A 13,086-nucleotide genomic window follows, 5' to 3' on the forward strand; every position below is an offset into this window, starting at 1 on the left:
GCCTCCGAATTCGCGCGAGCGAATCGGACGGCGTCGCTTCGTCGTCTCGTCTACGAGTCGGTCTCGATCGCCTTAGGATCGACGAACGAATACCCTTTGCCTTCAAGCGTCGTCAGCAGCTGGTCCAGCGCGGCCGCCGTCCACGCAAGCTCGTGCATCAAAATGTTGCTGCCCGCATGTAGCTGCTCCGTTACGTTGTCGATGATCGCCTTCGTTTTGTCTTTGATCTTGGTGCCGGACATCGTCCAATCCAACGAACCGTTCGACCAGGTCATGAAGAGAAGGCCGTTGTCGGCCGCGATCTTATGTACATCGTCGTTCGCGGAGGCGTTGGGCGGCCGGAAGAAAAGGGGGCGCTTGCCGATCGTAGCTTCGACGATATCCTGCGTCTTCCCGATCTGCGCTTTGATCGATTCCGCGTTCTCCTTGCCAAGCTGGATATGATCGTACGAATGATTGCCGATCGTCTGGCCTCTCCGGTCGATTTCCTTCAGCAGCTCGGGATGCGCCTTGACGCGATAGCCGTTGACGAAAAAGATCGCTTTGGCATGATGTTGATCCAAAATGTCGAGAATCGGCTTCAGCGTTTTTTCGTCCTTCGGACCGTCGTCGAACGTGAGCAGCACGACCTTGGCGCTGCTGGCGGACTTGTCGATCGGCACGATGTCATAATTTTTGTTCATTTTGTACGTTTTCGAGGCGGACTGCGGCGCTGACGTCGCGGTCGGTGAAGCCGACGGAGACGGCGAGGGCGAGACCGAGGCAGACGGCTTCGGCGTTAAAGCGGCAGATGCCGAAGGCGCAGAAAAAGCCGACGGGCTGGGAGCCGACGTGGACTTGGCGGTCGGAGCCGCGCCGGTGGCCGCCACGGTGGGAGACGCTTGCTCGTTTGCATTGCCGCCGCAAGCGGACAAGGCGACGGCCAGCACGCCGACGGCATACAAGCCTTTGGCGATTGTGGGCATGTGCATGACTTCCTTTCGGCTAAGCTGAAGCTTTCATCGATTGTACCATACCCGTCGGCTCGGGCGTCCAATCTTCTTCCTGAATTTAAGCCGGATGACGCAGCCCGGCGAAGCCAAACTAAGCGTGGATTCGCTGCACGCATTTTGGCGGTCAACTATTCGTGAAGAGGAGGCGATAGCATGAAAATGGCTGCATTCATCATGGGCGGCCTCGCGGGAGCGGCCTTGACTGTCGCGATTCGCCGCAGTCCAAGGTGGTCCGTCGCTGCCGGCATGCTCGGTCGCGAGCTAAAAAACCGCTCCTTCGGCATGAAGGAGGGAGCGCTCGGCAAAATGTTCGACATGCGCTTTAGCGCCGATCATTCTGAACGCAAAGGCGAATCCGGGAGCGAAGGCTACAAGCGGTCGGCTTCTAAAAAGTCCGACTCCGACAGCCTCGGAGAGCTTGCCGGCATCGTCTCCAAAGATCCGGGCGTACGCGAAGAAGTGAACGAGATTCTCGCGGAGAGCGGTCAGCATCGAATTTGATCGGCCAGCGGCGGCGTCGCGGCTTCCTTCCCCTTCGGGAGGCGCCAGACGCCGTTTTTTAATGCGGACCGGCCTCAGTAGGCAAAATTTCGCGTATACGGTTCGTTCCATACTTAAAATTGTGGGTTTTGGCTAGTGCATTTCGAGGGTAGAAGTGATAACATATGTTAAAGCACAAAATTCACACGTATCGCCTGCCGCGTCATACGCTGTTAACACCCATCGTGTGCAGAAGGGAGGATCCTGTCATGAGGATGGAGCGGCTTAGCCAAGACAAGATTAGGATTTTCCTTACCTTTGACGATCTGTCGGAACGCGGGATCCAGAAGGAAGACATGTGGCGGGAAATTCCGAAGGTACACGAGCTTTTCAGCGAAATGATGGATCAGGCTTACAGCGAGCTTGGCTTCGACGCTTCCGGTCCGCTGGCCGTCGAGGTGTTCGCAATGCCCGCGCAAGGCATGGTCGTCATCGTCACGAGGGGCAAGATGGAGAGGGATTCCGAGGCGGGCGCCGAGGAAGAGCTCGACGAAGAAGTGTACGAAATGGAAGTCACGCTTGAACAAAGCGAAGCCATTATATATCGGTTCCGGGACATCGAGGACGCCATTGGCGCCGCCAAGATGCTGAAGTCCCAGATCACGGACGAAGGCCGGATGTACAAATATCAGAATCACTGGATTTTGTGCTTCGATCCATCCTCCGGCGAAAACGCGAACGACAATGCGCTGATCGCGATTCTTGCGGAATACGGCGAAGCGACTTCCGTCACGCCGGCCGTGCTCGAAGAATACGGCCAGTTGGTCATCCCGGCCCATGCCGTGCAAGTGCTGACGGAGCATTTCGCCTGAATCGGGCGCTCTCAGACGGACATGCTGCATAAAAACGGCGATCGTTTTTAATGCGGCTGTCCTTTTTTGCGCTTAGGATACTCGTATGAAAGGAGGGGATTCGCCGTGCTGATCTTCTCCGTGCTGGCTGCGGCCATCGCGCCCGGCCTCGCCTTGCTCGCTTATTTTTACTGGAAGGACCGATACGATACCGAGCCGCTGTCGATGGTGTCCAAAATGTTCGTGACCGGCGCGCTTATCGTGCTCCCGATCATGATCGTGCAGCGCGGACTGCTGATCTGGCTTGGCGAATCGCCCTTCGCTTTCTCGTTCGTGATCTCTGCGGGCGTAGAGGAATTTTTTAAATGGTTCGTTCTCTATCATATCGTCTTCAATCATACCGAGTTCGACGAGCCGTACGACGGTATCGTTTACGCGACGGCGGTATCGCTCGGATTCGCGACGATCGAGAACGTGATGTATGCGTTCGCCGAGCCCGCCACGTTCGGGTCGCTGCTCGTTCGCGCGCTGCTGCCGGTATCCGGACATGCGCTGTTCGGCGTCGTCATGGGCTACTTTATGGGCAAGGCGAAGTTTTCGACGGGCAAACAAGCCCGCTTGTTCCAGTCGATGGCGTTCGTACTGCCTATCGCCTGGCACGGCATATACGATTTTCTGATGCAATCGCTGCCCAAGACCTGGATGTGGATCATCGTGCCTTTTATGCTCCTGCTATGGCTGCGCGGCATTCGCTACGTTCAAAGCGCCAACGACGTCTCGCCCTTCAGGCTCATGCATCGCGAAGAAGGCGGTTAAGGCGCGCCCTTCGTGGCTATAATGGTTTTTAGTAGATTCGGGAGCGAGGGGAACCATTGAACAGCGCGCGCGTCAAAGTGACGATCCGATGCAGGTCCTGCGGCGACAAGTTTGTATTAAGAGGCAAGCGCGAACGCGGGAAAATCGATACCGGATTCAGACAGTGTGTCTGCGGCAACGCGGACCGATTCGACATCGAAGAGAACGATGCATAAAGGCGGCTCCTCATACCCAAACTAACGGCAATCCGTAGTCTGGGAATGAAAGGGGCCGTTTTTCATGTACAAACGCTTGAGCGCCGTTATGTTTCCGCTTTGCGCGCTGCTGCTCGCTGGCGCCGTATTCTGGGGATACCAGGAGCATCAGGAAAAAAACGCGGTGCTGATCAAAGCGGAAAATCAATATCAGCGGGCATTCCACGATTTGACGAACCATATGAGCAGCCTGCAGGAGCAGCTCGGCAAGACGCTTGCGGTCAACAGCGCCTCCTACCGCATGCAGCGCAAAGGCCTGGTCAACGTCTGGCGGCTGACGAGCCAGGCGCAAAACGAGGTGAACCAGCTCCCTCTCGCGCTGCTGCCGTTTAATCAGGCGGAAAGCTTTTTGAGCCGTATTTCCGATTTTGCGTACCGCACGTCGGTAAGGGACTTGACGAAGGAGCCGCTGTCCGAGAAGGAAACGCGGACGATGCAGTCTCTTTACGCGAAGGCGGCCGACATCAACAAAGAGCTGGGCAAAGTTCAGGACGCGGTATTGTCCGACCATCTAAGGTGGATGGACGTCGAGGTCGCGATGGCGAGCGCCGATCAAACAGCGGACAATTCCATTATCGACGGCTTCAAGACCGTTGACAAGAAAGTATCCGCCTATCCGGAAAACGACTGGGGCCCTTCTTCCGCCTCCCAGCATGTCCAGCGCGCGCGCGCCAACGTCTCAGGACCGAGGATCACGGCGGAGGAGGCGCGTCGGAATGCGCTCGATTTCCTCGGTCTTTCCGCACAGGCCGCCGGCCGCGAGATCCATGTTACCGAGAACGGCGCCAAAACCGATCATCCGACCTATACGGCTACCGTAACAACGGGCAAAGGCGCATCAAAGACCGAGGGACAGCGAATCGTCATGGACTTTACGGCGAAGGGCGGCAAGCTGCTCTGGTACATGAATCCGCGTCTCGTCAAGACCCGGAGCTTGAGCGTAGGCGCCGCCAAACAAAAAGCGATCGAATTTCTGAAAAACAAGGGCTACCCGTCCATGACCCCGGTCACGTACGACGAATACGACCATGTCGCAGTCTTTACGTTCGTCGCCGAGCAAAACGGCGTATTGATCTATCCCGACAAAGTGACGGTGCGCATCGCGCTCGACAACGGGGAAGCAGTCGGTCTCCAGGCGGCCGACCATGTCTACCACGAAGCCAGCATCGGTGTAGGCAAAGCGACCGTCGACGAAGCTAAAGCCAAATCCGCGCTTCACCCGAAGCTGCAAGTGAGCGGCCATCGTCTGGCGGTCATCGAGAACGACGAGGACAAAGAGGTGCTGTGCCACGAATATACGGGCAAAATCAACGGCTCGCAATATCGCATTTATGTGAACGCAGGCACGGGCATCGAAGAAAAAGTGGAGCAAATTCCCGATTCGGCAAGAGCGATTTTGTAGCCTCGCTGCCGATGAAGCGCCGGACCGTAAGCCGGTCCGGCGCATTTCTGCATTTTGACCGCTTGGCATCTGCCGCCAGACAGACGATCGTGCTATAATGCAAAGGATAATGCGGACAAGAGGACGAAGTTCGCATTATTAACGGCATTATACAGCAGTCGCATGGAGGTGCAGCGTGCTTCCCAAGATAGGTCAAATGCTTTATATTCAGCCCCATGCGGCGACGAACGACGGCGGGACGCCCGGCATGCTCAGATCGCGCGTCATGGACGCGGACGATCGCTTCTTGTATGTGGATATCCCGATGGACGAACAAACGCGCAGGCTGCATCGGACCCAGCCAGGGGACGAGCTCAGGCTTACATACTTTACGTCCGAAGGCGTCAAGCACCAGTTCGCCGCCCATGTCCAATCGATACGCAGGGAAGGCACCAGCCAACTCGTCATCCCGAAGCCCGACCCGGATCAAATCACCAGGGAGCAGCGCAGAAGCTTCCTGCGGGTCGAGGCGCAGCTCGAGATTGCCGTCCGGCTCGGGGAGAAGCTGCGATTTACGGCGCTTACGGACGATGTCGGCGGCGGCGGCGTATCGTTCCGATGCGACCGCAAGTGGCCGATTACGCCGAACATCAAAGCGAGCTGCTGGCTGCTTCTGAACTACAAATCCGGTGCGGTCTCGCATGCACAGTTCGAGGCGGAGATCGTTCGGATCGTGCCCGTCGAACCGCATCACAACTTGGTCATGATGCGATTCCAGGACATTCTGGATACCGATCAGCAGAAGATTATCCGTTACTGCTTCGAAAAGCAGCTCGAACGCAGGAAGGATTAGCGAAAGAGAGGCCAAAGCATGAGGGACGGTCAAGGTCGCCGCCGGCGAACGGACGCCGGACAGGCGGCTGAGCGCTTCGACGGATACTTGCGTGCGGCGGCTTTGGCCTGCGTCGTCTTGCTCGTTATCGCGCAGTTGCTCCTGCGTATACCCGCGATCAGAGCGTGGATCGCGCCCGGCGAACGCGCCGAAGGAATACGTTACGAAGCCGGATAGACCCTCGTCTGTTCGGCTTGCTTTTTTGCATCTGAAAATAGGCTGTGGTATAATTTGTTCATTCGTGCGCAGGCGGTCGCCGGCTGGTTTTATGCTTATGCAGGCGTTGCCGGACAGCTTCGTCTCCGCCTTGCCGCAGGCCGATGGACCTCCTGTCTGATCGACCGGATGCATCAATGTTTGTGCGCTCTAGGAGGCTTGTTGCTACTTCATGAATGAACGTTATCCGCACCGCATCAACATCGCGATCGACGGACCGGCCGGAGCGGGCAAGAGCACGGTTGCCAGGCTGGGCGCAAGCACGCTTCGATACGTATATGTGGACACCGGCGCCATGTACCGCGCCGTCACCTATGTCGCACTCTCTCGCGGCGTCCGTATAGACGACGAGGCGGGTCTGGCGTCGCTCGCGTCCGGACTGGACATCGCGCTCCTTCCGGGCGAAGACGGCCAGATCGTATTGGCGGACGGCGACGACGTCACCGGATCGATCCGTACGCGCGAGGTCACGGCATCCGTTTCGCTCGTGTCCGCGAATGCCGCCGTACGGTCGCGAATGTCCGAGCTTCAGCGCCGGATGGCTGCCGCCAAGGGCGTCGTCATGGACGGCCGCGACATCGGTACGCATGTGCTCCCCGACGCCGAGCTCAAGGTGTTTCTGACCGCGTCTCCGAGGGAACGCGCGACTCGCCGGTTTTTGGAGCTCGGGGATAAGCCCGGCGTGACGCTCGATCAGCTCGAAGAAGAGATCGCCCTGCGGGACCGGATGGACAGCGAACGCGATATCGCGCCGCTTCGCCAGGCCGAGGACGCATTGCTGATCGACTCGACGGGCCGCTCGATCAATGAGATCGTGGACGAGATCGTCTCGCTCGGCCTTGCGGCCGCGCAGGCGGTCGGCACAAGGGAGAATTGACCGATGCTGTACCGATTCGCGAGAGTGCTGCTCAGAGTCCTGTTCAAGCTTCTTTATCGCTTTGAAGCCGTCGGCGCGGGGCGAATTCCCGCGGAGGGCGGCGTGATCTTGGCGAGCAACCATACGAGCCTTCTCGATCCGATCGCGCTCGGCATCGGCGTCGATCGGAAGGTTCACTATATGGCGAAGGCGGAGCTGTTCAACATTCCCGGCTTCGGCGCGATGATCACGAACCTGGGCGCGTTTCCGGTCAAGCGCGGCGGCGTCAGCAAGGAGGCGATCCGCACGGCGATCGGCATTCTGCGCGAAGGCAAGGTGATGGGGATCTTCCCCGAAGGAACGCGCAAGGACGTTGGACTCATGGGCAAGCGGGGCGCGATGAGCATGGCGCTGCGGGCCGGCTCGGCCGTGGTGCCCGTAGCGCTCATCGGCAGCTACCGCCCTTTTACGAAGATGAAGGCCGTATATGGCGCGCCGCTCGATATGGAGAAGCTTGCCGGCGACGGTTCGCCGGAGGCGCAGGAAGCCGCTACCGAGTTGATGATGTCGAAGATCAGAGAAATGCTGAACACGGGCAAGCCCGCGCAATAATTTAATTCTTTCGGCACATACTACGGTCGTTCGTCCTATTTTTATACTTAAGTGATTTAAACCCCGCGATGCGGGTTTAAATAAAGTTGTGGTAGAACTGTGGAGGTTATTTCCATGTCTGAAGAAATCAATGTCCAGGAATCCGCCGCGCAGGAGCCTGTCGCTGCCGACAACGCCGCAGAGACGGTCACGCAAGACGCGCTGGAGAACGTTGTATCGCTGAAGAAGGGCGATACCGTGAAGGGAACCATCGTTAAAATCGAAGACAACCAAGCATACGTAAGCCTTGGATATAAATACGACGGTGTCATCCCGCTCCGCGAGCTCTCCAACGTCAACCTGGAGAATGCTTCCGACGCCGTGCAAATCGGTCAGGAAGTCGAAGCGAAGGTCGTCAGCATCAACGACGAAAAGGCGAGCCTCGTCCTCTCCAAGCGTCAAATCGACGGCGCGAAGGCTTGGGATGATCTCCAAAGTAAGTTCGACAACGGCGAAGCTTTCGAAGTTACGGTCGCCGACGTCGTCAAAGGCGGTCTTGTCGCCGACGTGGGCGTTCGCGGCTTTATTCCCGCGTCCATGGTCGCGCGTACGTTCGTCGAAGACTTTTCCGATTACAAGGGCCGTACCCTTCGCGTTAAGGTGAAGGAGATCGACCGCGAGAACAATAAAGTGATTCTGTCGGCCAAGGAAGTGCTCGAGGCCGAATACGAAGCGCAAAAGCAATCGGTCATGGCGTCGCTGCAGCCGGGCCAAGTGCTCGAAGGCACCGTTCAACGCCTGACCCCGTTCGGTGCATTCGTCGACATCGGCGGCGTAGACGGTCTGGTTCACGTTTCCGAGATCGCTTGGACCCACGTGGCACACCCGGCCGACGTCGTCTCCGAAGGCCAGAAGGTCAACGTGAAGGTGCTGAGCGTCGACCCGTCGATCGGCAAGATCAAGCTGAGCATCAAGGCCGCCCAACCGGGTCCTTGGGAATCGGTTAACGGCAAGTTCAACACCGGCGATACTGTGACGGGCGTCGTGAAGCGTCTTGTTAGCTTCGGCGCATTCGTCGAGATCGCGCCAGGCGTCGAAGGCCTCGTGCACATTTCCCAAATTGCACACCGCCACGTCGCTACGCCGCATGAAGTGCTGAAGGAAGGCCAAGAAGTTCAAGCGAAAATTTTGGACTTCAACCCGGCCGAGAAGCGCGTATCGCTCTCCATCAAGGAGACCGAAGAAGCGCCGGCTCAACCGGAGCGCGCACCGCGCGAGCCGAGAGGCAGACGCGAAGAAGCGAACCTTCCGGCTCCGGAAAGCATGAGCTTTACGCTTGCCGAGAAGTTCGGCGACAAGCTGAGCAAGTTCAAGTAAGTTCGAACCATACACAGTTTAGGCGCTGCAGGAGTTTTTCCTGCAGCGCTTTTTTGCGTTCGCCGTTTTTTTGGCATACGGTCAAGCTGCGCATACTAACGAATGGAACGGGATCCGATTCGAGGAGGACTAGGGCATGATTACGGCAAAGTGGCTGGCCGGCCACCACGAATTGATGGGCGTAACCCTGGGAACGCTATTCGGCTTTTTGGCCCGGGTAGTGATGCTGCGCAGCGACTACAGGCAGTACCCGGCCTATCCGCACGGGAAAATCATTCACCTGGCGCTCGGCTTGATCGCAGGCGCGCTTGGCGCGGTCGCCGTCCCCGCATTGATGAGCAAGGATTATACGGCCATTACATTTCTATCGCTCGCTGCGCAGCAGTTCAGGGAGGTGCGCAACATGGAGCGGGGGACGCTGACGGCCATCGATCATCAGGAGCTCGTTCCCCGCGGCGCCACCTATATCGAAGGCATCGCCGTCGTTTTCGAAGGACGCAATTATTTGTCGATCGCGACAGCGTTGCTCGTCAGCTTCGCGGCGACGATAATAGGCTGGATCTGGGGCGTTCTGCTCGGCGTCGTATGTATGGCGATCGTGCTGAGGTTCATGAAAGGGAAGACGATCGAGGACATCGCAATTGTCTCTTTCGCGCCGGTCGAGGCGAAGAACGCAAGCGTCACGGTGGGCAATGTCTACATCATGAACGTGGGGCTTGAACCCGACCTTGCCGTCATCCGCAAGCAGGCGATGGGCTTCTTGCTCACGCCAGTGAGCGACGACGCCAAAGTGACGCTCTCCAACCTGGGACTCAGGCAAGCGATATTGCACGACCTGTCGACAAGACTCGGCGTATATCGGGACGACGGCGAGCCGGCGCTTGTACCCATCGCGAAGCTTGACCTAAGCACAGGAGCGCTCGCCGTGCTGCTGCTGCCCAGGGAACAAGACAAGGACAAGGCACTCAAGGCGATGCGCGATGTGCCGCTGCTCGAATCGGCCGTCCGCAGGCCGACGAAGGCCAACAAAACGAAGGGAGAACCGAACTATGGCTAAAATCGTCATGTTTCTCACGACGGATCCGACCAATGTGTCGGAAGGCTCAGCCGCGCTGATCGCCAAGTCGGAGGAGGAGCTGCAAAACTTGACGAATTTGCTGGAAAAAATATTGGACTGCGCCGCACATAAATTGAAGGATGGGCTGTACATGGTCGTCGATCGGCACTAACAAAAACGCGGGCGATCGCAATTGAAGGTACCGTTAGCCAAGGCGGGGTATTTTTGTTATGATACTCTTTGTATGATTCAGAGGAATCCCTTAAGGAGTGAAAGCATGGCAAGACCTGTCATTGCCATCGTAGGACGACCCAACGTCGGGAAGTCGACGATTTTTAATCGCATAATCGGTGACCGCCTGGCCATCGTGGAAGATAAGCCGGGAATTACGCGCGACCGCATTTACGGTACCGGCGAATGGAGCGGCCGCAGCTTCAGCGTGATCGATACGGGCGGCATCGAGATCGACGGCGAAGACGGCATGCTTCGTCTGGTTCGCATGCAAGCCGAGCTCGCGATCGAAGAAGCCGACCTCATCGTATTCATGGCCGACGCCAAGTCTGGCGTCACGAACGCGGATGAGGAAGTCGCCCAAATTTTGTTCCGTTCCGGCAAGCCGGTCGTCGTAGCGGTTAACAAGGTGGACAATCTTCAGCGCATGGACGATATTTACGAGTTTTACAGCCTCGGCTTCGGCGACCCGATCGCGCTGTCCGGCTCGCACGGCATCGGCATCGGCGACTTGCTCGAAGCTTGCGTGGAACGGCTGCCCGCCGGCGAAGATCAGGAGTATGACGACGACGTGATCAAGGTCGCCCTGATCGGTCGCCCGAACGTCGGCAAGTCATCGCTCGTCAACGCCATTCTGGGCGAGGAGCGCGTCATCGTCAGCGAGGTCGCCGGCACCACGCGCGACGCCATCGATACGCCGTTCGTCAAGGATGACCAGCGGTATGTGCTGATCGATACGGCCGGCATGCGCAAGCGGGGCAAGGTGTACGAGACGACCGAGAAGTACAGCGTGATGCGGTCGATGAAAGCGATCGAGCGCGCGGACGTCGTGCTCGTCGTCATTAACGGCGAAGAGGGCATCATCGAGCAGGACAAGCATATTGCCGGGTACGCGCACGAAATGGGCAAAGCGTCCGTCTTTGTCGTCAACAAGTGGGACGTCGTCGAGAAGGACGACAAGACGATGCAGCACTTTACCAATTCGATCCGCGATCACTTCCTGTTCATGTCTTATGCGCCGATCGTATTCCTGTCAGCGCTCACGAAGTCTAGACTGCATCGGCTGCTGCCCGTCATCGACCGCGTCGCCGAGCAGCACGCGATGCGCGTGCCGACGCATCTGCTCAACGACGTCGTCGCGGACGCGGTGGCGATCACGCCGCCGCCGACGGACAAGGGCCGGAGATTGCGCGTGAACTACGCGACCCAGGTGTCGGTCAAGCCGCCGACGATTCTGATTTTTGTGAACGATCCGGAATTGATGCACTTCTCGTACGAGCGTTACTTGGAAAACAAGATTCGGGCCGCGTTCGACTTCGAGGGCACGCCGCTGCGCCTCTTTACGCGTCGCAAGTCCGACCAGGAATAGGAGAGAACCGTGTTGCTGCCAGCCGTCATCGCTGTCGTCGTCAGTTATTTGCTCGGTTCCGTATCCTTCAGCATTCTGTTTGCCCGCTGGCTGCGCAAGATCGATATTCGCCAGCACGGAAGCGGCAACGCCGGCGCGACCAATACGCTGCGCGTGCTCGGCAAAGGGCCGGCGATCGCCGTGTTCGTGCTGGACATCGCCAAGGGACTCGTCGCCGTCGCGATCGGCCAAGCGATCGCGGGCGAGCAAGGCTCCTGGCTCGCGGTCGCCTGCGGCCTGGCTTCCATCGCCGGCCACAACTGGCCGCTCTATTTCCGCTTCAAAGGCGGGAAGGGGATCGCGACGACCGTCGGCGCGCTCATCTATCTGGCGCCGCTGCCGGTCGTGGCAGCGGGCGTCGTAGCCATTATCCTTATCGTCATTACGCGGTACGTTTCGCTCGGATCGATGGTATTCGCCGCGCTCGTGCCGGTTATTCTCGGCTTGGCGGGCGAGATCGGCCCCGTGTTCTGGGGCTCGCTCGTCTTGGCGCTGCTCGCGATCGTCCGCCATCGCAAAAACATCGTCAAGCTGATGAACGGCACCGAAAACAAAATCGGCGCCAAAAAGAAGGAGGATTCGCATGGCATCTAGCCAAGTTAGCCAAGTTACCGTCCTGGTAGCCGGCAGCTGGGGCACGGCGCTGGCTTGCGTGCTCGCGGACAACGGCCACCGCGTGACCGTCTGGACGCGCGGCGCCGCCCAGGCGGAGGAGATCAACGAATCCCATACGAATCGCAAATATTTGAAGGATGCCGAGCTGCCGCATACGCTGCGCGCGACGACGGACATGGCCGAGGCGTGCCGCGATGCGGACGCCGTCGTATTCGTGGCGCCGTCGTCTGCCATGCGCGAGGTCGCAAAAGCGGCCGTACCGCATCTCAAGCCAGAGGCGCTTGTCGTCCATGCGACCAAAGGCTTTGAGACGGGCAGCTTAAAGCGGATGACCCAGGTGCTCTCCGAGGAGCTGGGTCGACCGGAAGGCTCCATTGTCGTGCTGTCCGGACCGAGCCACGCCGAAGAGGTCGTGCTGCGTTTGCCGACGACGGTCGTCGTTGCCGCGAGCGAGCTCGAGCAAGCGGAAGCCGCCCAGGATTTGTTTATGAACGACGCCTATTTCCGCGTCTATACGAATCCCGATTATGTCGGCGCGGAGACGGCCGGCGCCATTAAGAACATCATCGCCCTTGGCGCGGGGCTGTCCGACGGTCTCGGCTTCGGCGTAAACGCCAAATCCGCGCTCGTCACGCGCGGTCTGGCCGAGATTGGCCGTCTAGGCTCCGCCATGGGCGCCCATATGCTCACTTTTGCGGGCCTCGCGGGCGTCGGCGATCTGATCGCGACGTGCACGAGCAGGCATAGCCGGAACTATCGGGCCGGCGAGCTGCTGGCGCAAGGGCTTGGCTACGAAGAGGTTCAAGAGCAAATCGGGATGGTCGTCGAAGGCGTCCGCACGACGCTCGCCGCGTCCAAGCTCGCAGTGCAGTACGGCGTCGAGATGCCGATTACGGCGCAGCTTCACGCCGTGCTGTTCGAAGGGAAGCCGCCGCTGCAGGCGGTGGAAGCGCTCATGGGAAGAGTGCGCACGCACGAGATCGAAGAGACCGTCCTTTTTAACCGTACATAACGGCTGTGAAGCTTAATACGTCTGCGAGCCCGCCCACACCGCCGCCCTCCGTGCCTC

The 13,086-nt window shown here is 58.7% G+C and carries 17 protein-coding genes; 16 read left to right on the forward strand and 1 reads right to left on the reverse strand.

Features of this window, described 5'->3' with window-relative positions; translation table 11 throughout:
• Window positions 1–50 precede the first annotated feature (50 nt).
• Entirely contained in the window at window positions 51–683 is a 633-nt protein-coding gene (locus KVT38_RS05735) for a polysaccharide deacetylase family protein (protein ID WP_254639022.1), read from the reverse strand.
• On the opposite strand from KVT38_RS05735, the gene KVT38_RS34665 reads away from it, so the two are divergent.
• The 16 genes from KVT38_RS34665 to KVT38_RS05810 all read left to right on the forward strand — a co-directional run bounded on the left by KVT38_RS34665 (window position 676) and on the right by KVT38_RS05810 (window position 13,029).
• The gene (locus KVT38_RS34665) at window positions 676–993 is read left to right on the forward strand and encodes a hypothetical protein (RefSeq protein ID WP_254639023.1); all 318 of its coding nucleotides are present in this window, start codon (window positions 676–678) and stop codon (window positions 991–993) included. The genes KVT38_RS05735 and KVT38_RS34665 overlap by 8 nt on opposite strands.
• Before the next feature lie 152 nt (window positions 994–1,145).
• Window positions 1,146–1,493, forward strand: a complete 348-nt coding sequence (locus tag KVT38_RS05740) for a hypothetical protein (protein ID WP_217592727.1) — start codon at window positions 1,146–1,148, stop codon at window positions 1,491–1,493.
• A 248-nt stretch (window positions 1,494–1,741) separates the two neighbouring features.
• Window positions 1,742–2,344 carry a genetic competence negative regulator gene (locus KVT38_RS05745; protein WP_217592728.1) on the forward strand — a complete coding sequence of 201 codons (603 nt, stop codon included), beginning with the start codon at window positions 1,742–1,744 and terminating at the stop codon, window positions 2,342–2,344.
• A 105-nt stretch (window positions 2,345–2,449) separates the two neighbouring features.
• Complete coding sequence (prsW, locus tag KVT38_RS05750) at window positions 2,450–3,139, forward strand: glutamic-type intramembrane protease PrsW (protein ID WP_217592729.1); 690 nt, start codon at window positions 2,450–2,452, stop codon at window positions 3,137–3,139.
• Window positions 3,140–3,195: 56 nt separating this feature from the next.
• Window positions 3,196–3,354 (forward strand): hypothetical protein, encoded by a 159-nt coding sequence (locus KVT38_RS05755; protein WP_217592730.1) that lies wholly within the window; start codon window positions 3,196–3,198, stop codon window positions 3,352–3,354.
• A gap of 64 nt (window positions 3,355–3,418) precedes the next feature.
• A complete protein-coding gene (ypeB, locus tag KVT38_RS05760; RefSeq protein ID WP_217592731.1) occupies window positions 3,419–4,795 on the forward strand; it encodes a germination protein YpeB in 1,377 nt (458 codons plus the stop codon).
• Window positions 4,796–4,970: 175 nt separating this feature from the next.
• Window positions 4,971–5,627 (forward strand): flagellar brake protein, encoded by a 657-nt coding sequence (locus KVT38_RS05765; protein ID WP_217592732.1) that lies wholly within the window; start codon window positions 4,971–4,973, stop codon window positions 5,625–5,627.
• A gap of 18 nt (window positions 5,628–5,645) precedes the next feature.
• Window positions 5,646–5,843 carry a hypothetical protein gene (locus tag KVT38_RS05770; RefSeq protein ID WP_217592733.1) on the forward strand — a complete coding sequence of 66 codons (198 nt, stop codon included), beginning with the start codon at window positions 5,646–5,648 and terminating at the stop codon, window positions 5,841–5,843.
• Window positions 5,844–6,054: 211 nt separating this feature from the next.
• The gene (cmk, locus tag KVT38_RS05775; protein WP_217592734.1) at window positions 6,055–6,759 is read left to right on the forward strand and encodes a (d)CMP kinase; all 705 of its coding nucleotides are present in this window, start codon (window positions 6,055–6,057) and stop codon (window positions 6,757–6,759) included.
• Window positions 6,760–6,762: 3 nt separating this feature from the next.
• A complete protein-coding gene (locus tag KVT38_RS05780; RefSeq protein ID WP_217592735.1) occupies window positions 6,763–7,350 on the forward strand; it encodes a lysophospholipid acyltransferase family protein in 588 nt (195 codons plus the stop codon).
• Between the two features lie 114 nt (window positions 7,351–7,464).
• Window positions 7,465–8,706 carry a 30S ribosomal protein S1 gene (gene rpsA / locus KVT38_RS05785; RefSeq protein ID WP_217592736.1) on the forward strand — a complete coding sequence of 414 codons (1,242 nt, stop codon included), beginning with the start codon at window positions 7,465–7,467 and terminating at the stop codon, window positions 8,704–8,706.
• Window positions 8,707–8,842: 136 nt separating this feature from the next.
• Entirely contained in the window at window positions 8,843–9,763 is a 921-nt protein-coding gene (locus tag KVT38_RS05790) for a YIEGIA family protein (RefSeq protein ID WP_217592737.1), read from the forward strand.
• A complete protein-coding gene (locus KVT38_RS05795) occupies window positions 9,756–9,935 on the forward strand; it encodes a capping complex subunit for YIEGIA (protein ID WP_217592738.1) in 180 nt (59 codons plus the stop codon). Before KVT38_RS05790 ends, KVT38_RS05795 begins: the two co-directional genes overlap by 8 nt.
• A 105-nt stretch (window positions 9,936–10,040) precedes the next feature.
• Window positions 10,041–11,363 (forward strand): ribosome biogenesis GTPase Der, encoded by a 1,323-nt coding sequence (gene der / locus KVT38_RS05800; protein ID WP_217592739.1) that lies wholly within the window; start codon window positions 10,041–10,043, stop codon window positions 11,361–11,363.
• A 12-nt stretch (window positions 11,364–11,375) separates the two neighbouring features.
• Window positions 11,376–11,996, forward strand: a complete 621-nt coding sequence (gene plsY / locus KVT38_RS05805) for a glycerol-3-phosphate 1-O-acyltransferase PlsY (RefSeq protein WP_217592740.1) — start codon at window positions 11,376–11,378, stop codon at window positions 11,994–11,996.
• On the forward strand, window positions 11,986–13,029 hold the full coding sequence (locus KVT38_RS05810) for an NAD(P)H-dependent glycerol-3-phosphate dehydrogenase (RefSeq protein WP_217592741.1): 1,044 nt from the start codon (window positions 11,986–11,988) through the stop codon (window positions 13,027–13,029). Before plsY ends, KVT38_RS05810 begins: the two co-directional genes overlap by 11 nt.
• The last annotated feature ends 57 nt before the right edge of the window (window positions 13,030–13,086 follow it).

This window comes from Cohnella sp. GbtcB17 (assembly GCF_019091135.1).
Classification (GTDB): Bacteria; Bacillota; Bacilli; order Paenibacillales; family Paenibacillaceae; genus Cohnella.

What these genes read in the sequence shown, in the direction of transcription:
- KVT38_RS05735 (WP_254639022.1), bottom strand. Translation starts at nt 683, where the DNA reads ATGAACAAAAATTATGACATCGTGCCGATCGACAAGTCCGCCAGCAGC.
- KVT38_RS05740 (WP_217592727.1), top strand. Translation starts at nt 1,146, where the DNA reads ATGAAAATGGCTGCATTCATCATGGGCGGCCTCGCGGGAGCGGCCTTG.
- KVT38_RS05745 (WP_217592728.1), top strand. Translation starts at nt 1,742, where the DNA reads ATGAGGATGGAGCGGCTTAGCCAAGACAAGATTAGGATTTTCCTTACC.
- ypeB (WP_217592731.1), top strand. Translation starts at nt 3,419, where the DNA reads ATGTACAAACGCTTGAGCGCCGTTATGTTTCCGCTTTGCGCGCTGCTG.
- KVT38_RS05770 (WP_217592733.1), top strand. Translation starts at nt 5,646, where the DNA reads ATGAGGGACGGTCAAGGTCGCCGCCGGCGAACGGACGCCGGACAGGCG.
- cmk (WP_217592734.1), top strand. Translation starts at nt 6,055, where the DNA reads ATGAATGAACGTTATCCGCACCGCATCAACATCGCGATCGACGGACCG.
- KVT38_RS05780 (WP_217592735.1), top strand. Translation starts at nt 6,763, where the DNA reads ATGCTGTACCGATTCGCGAGAGTGCTGCTCAGAGTCCTGTTCAAGCTT.
- rpsA (WP_217592736.1), top strand. Translation starts at nt 7,465, where the DNA reads ATGTCTGAAGAAATCAATGTCCAGGAATCCGCCGCGCAGGAGCCTGTC.
- KVT38_RS05790 (WP_217592737.1), top strand. Translation starts at nt 8,843, where the DNA reads ATGATTACGGCAAAGTGGCTGGCCGGCCACCACGAATTGATGGGCGTA.
- KVT38_RS05795 (WP_217592738.1), top strand. Translation starts at nt 9,756, where the DNA reads ATGGCTAAAATCGTCATGTTTCTCACGACGGATCCGACCAATGTGTCG.
- der (WP_217592739.1), top strand. Translation starts at nt 10,041, where the DNA reads ATGGCAAGACCTGTCATTGCCATCGTAGGACGACCCAACGTCGGGAAG.
- KVT38_RS05810 (WP_217592741.1), top strand. Translation starts at nt 11,986, where the DNA reads ATGGCATCTAGCCAAGTTAGCCAAGTTACCGTCCTGGTAGCCGGCAGC.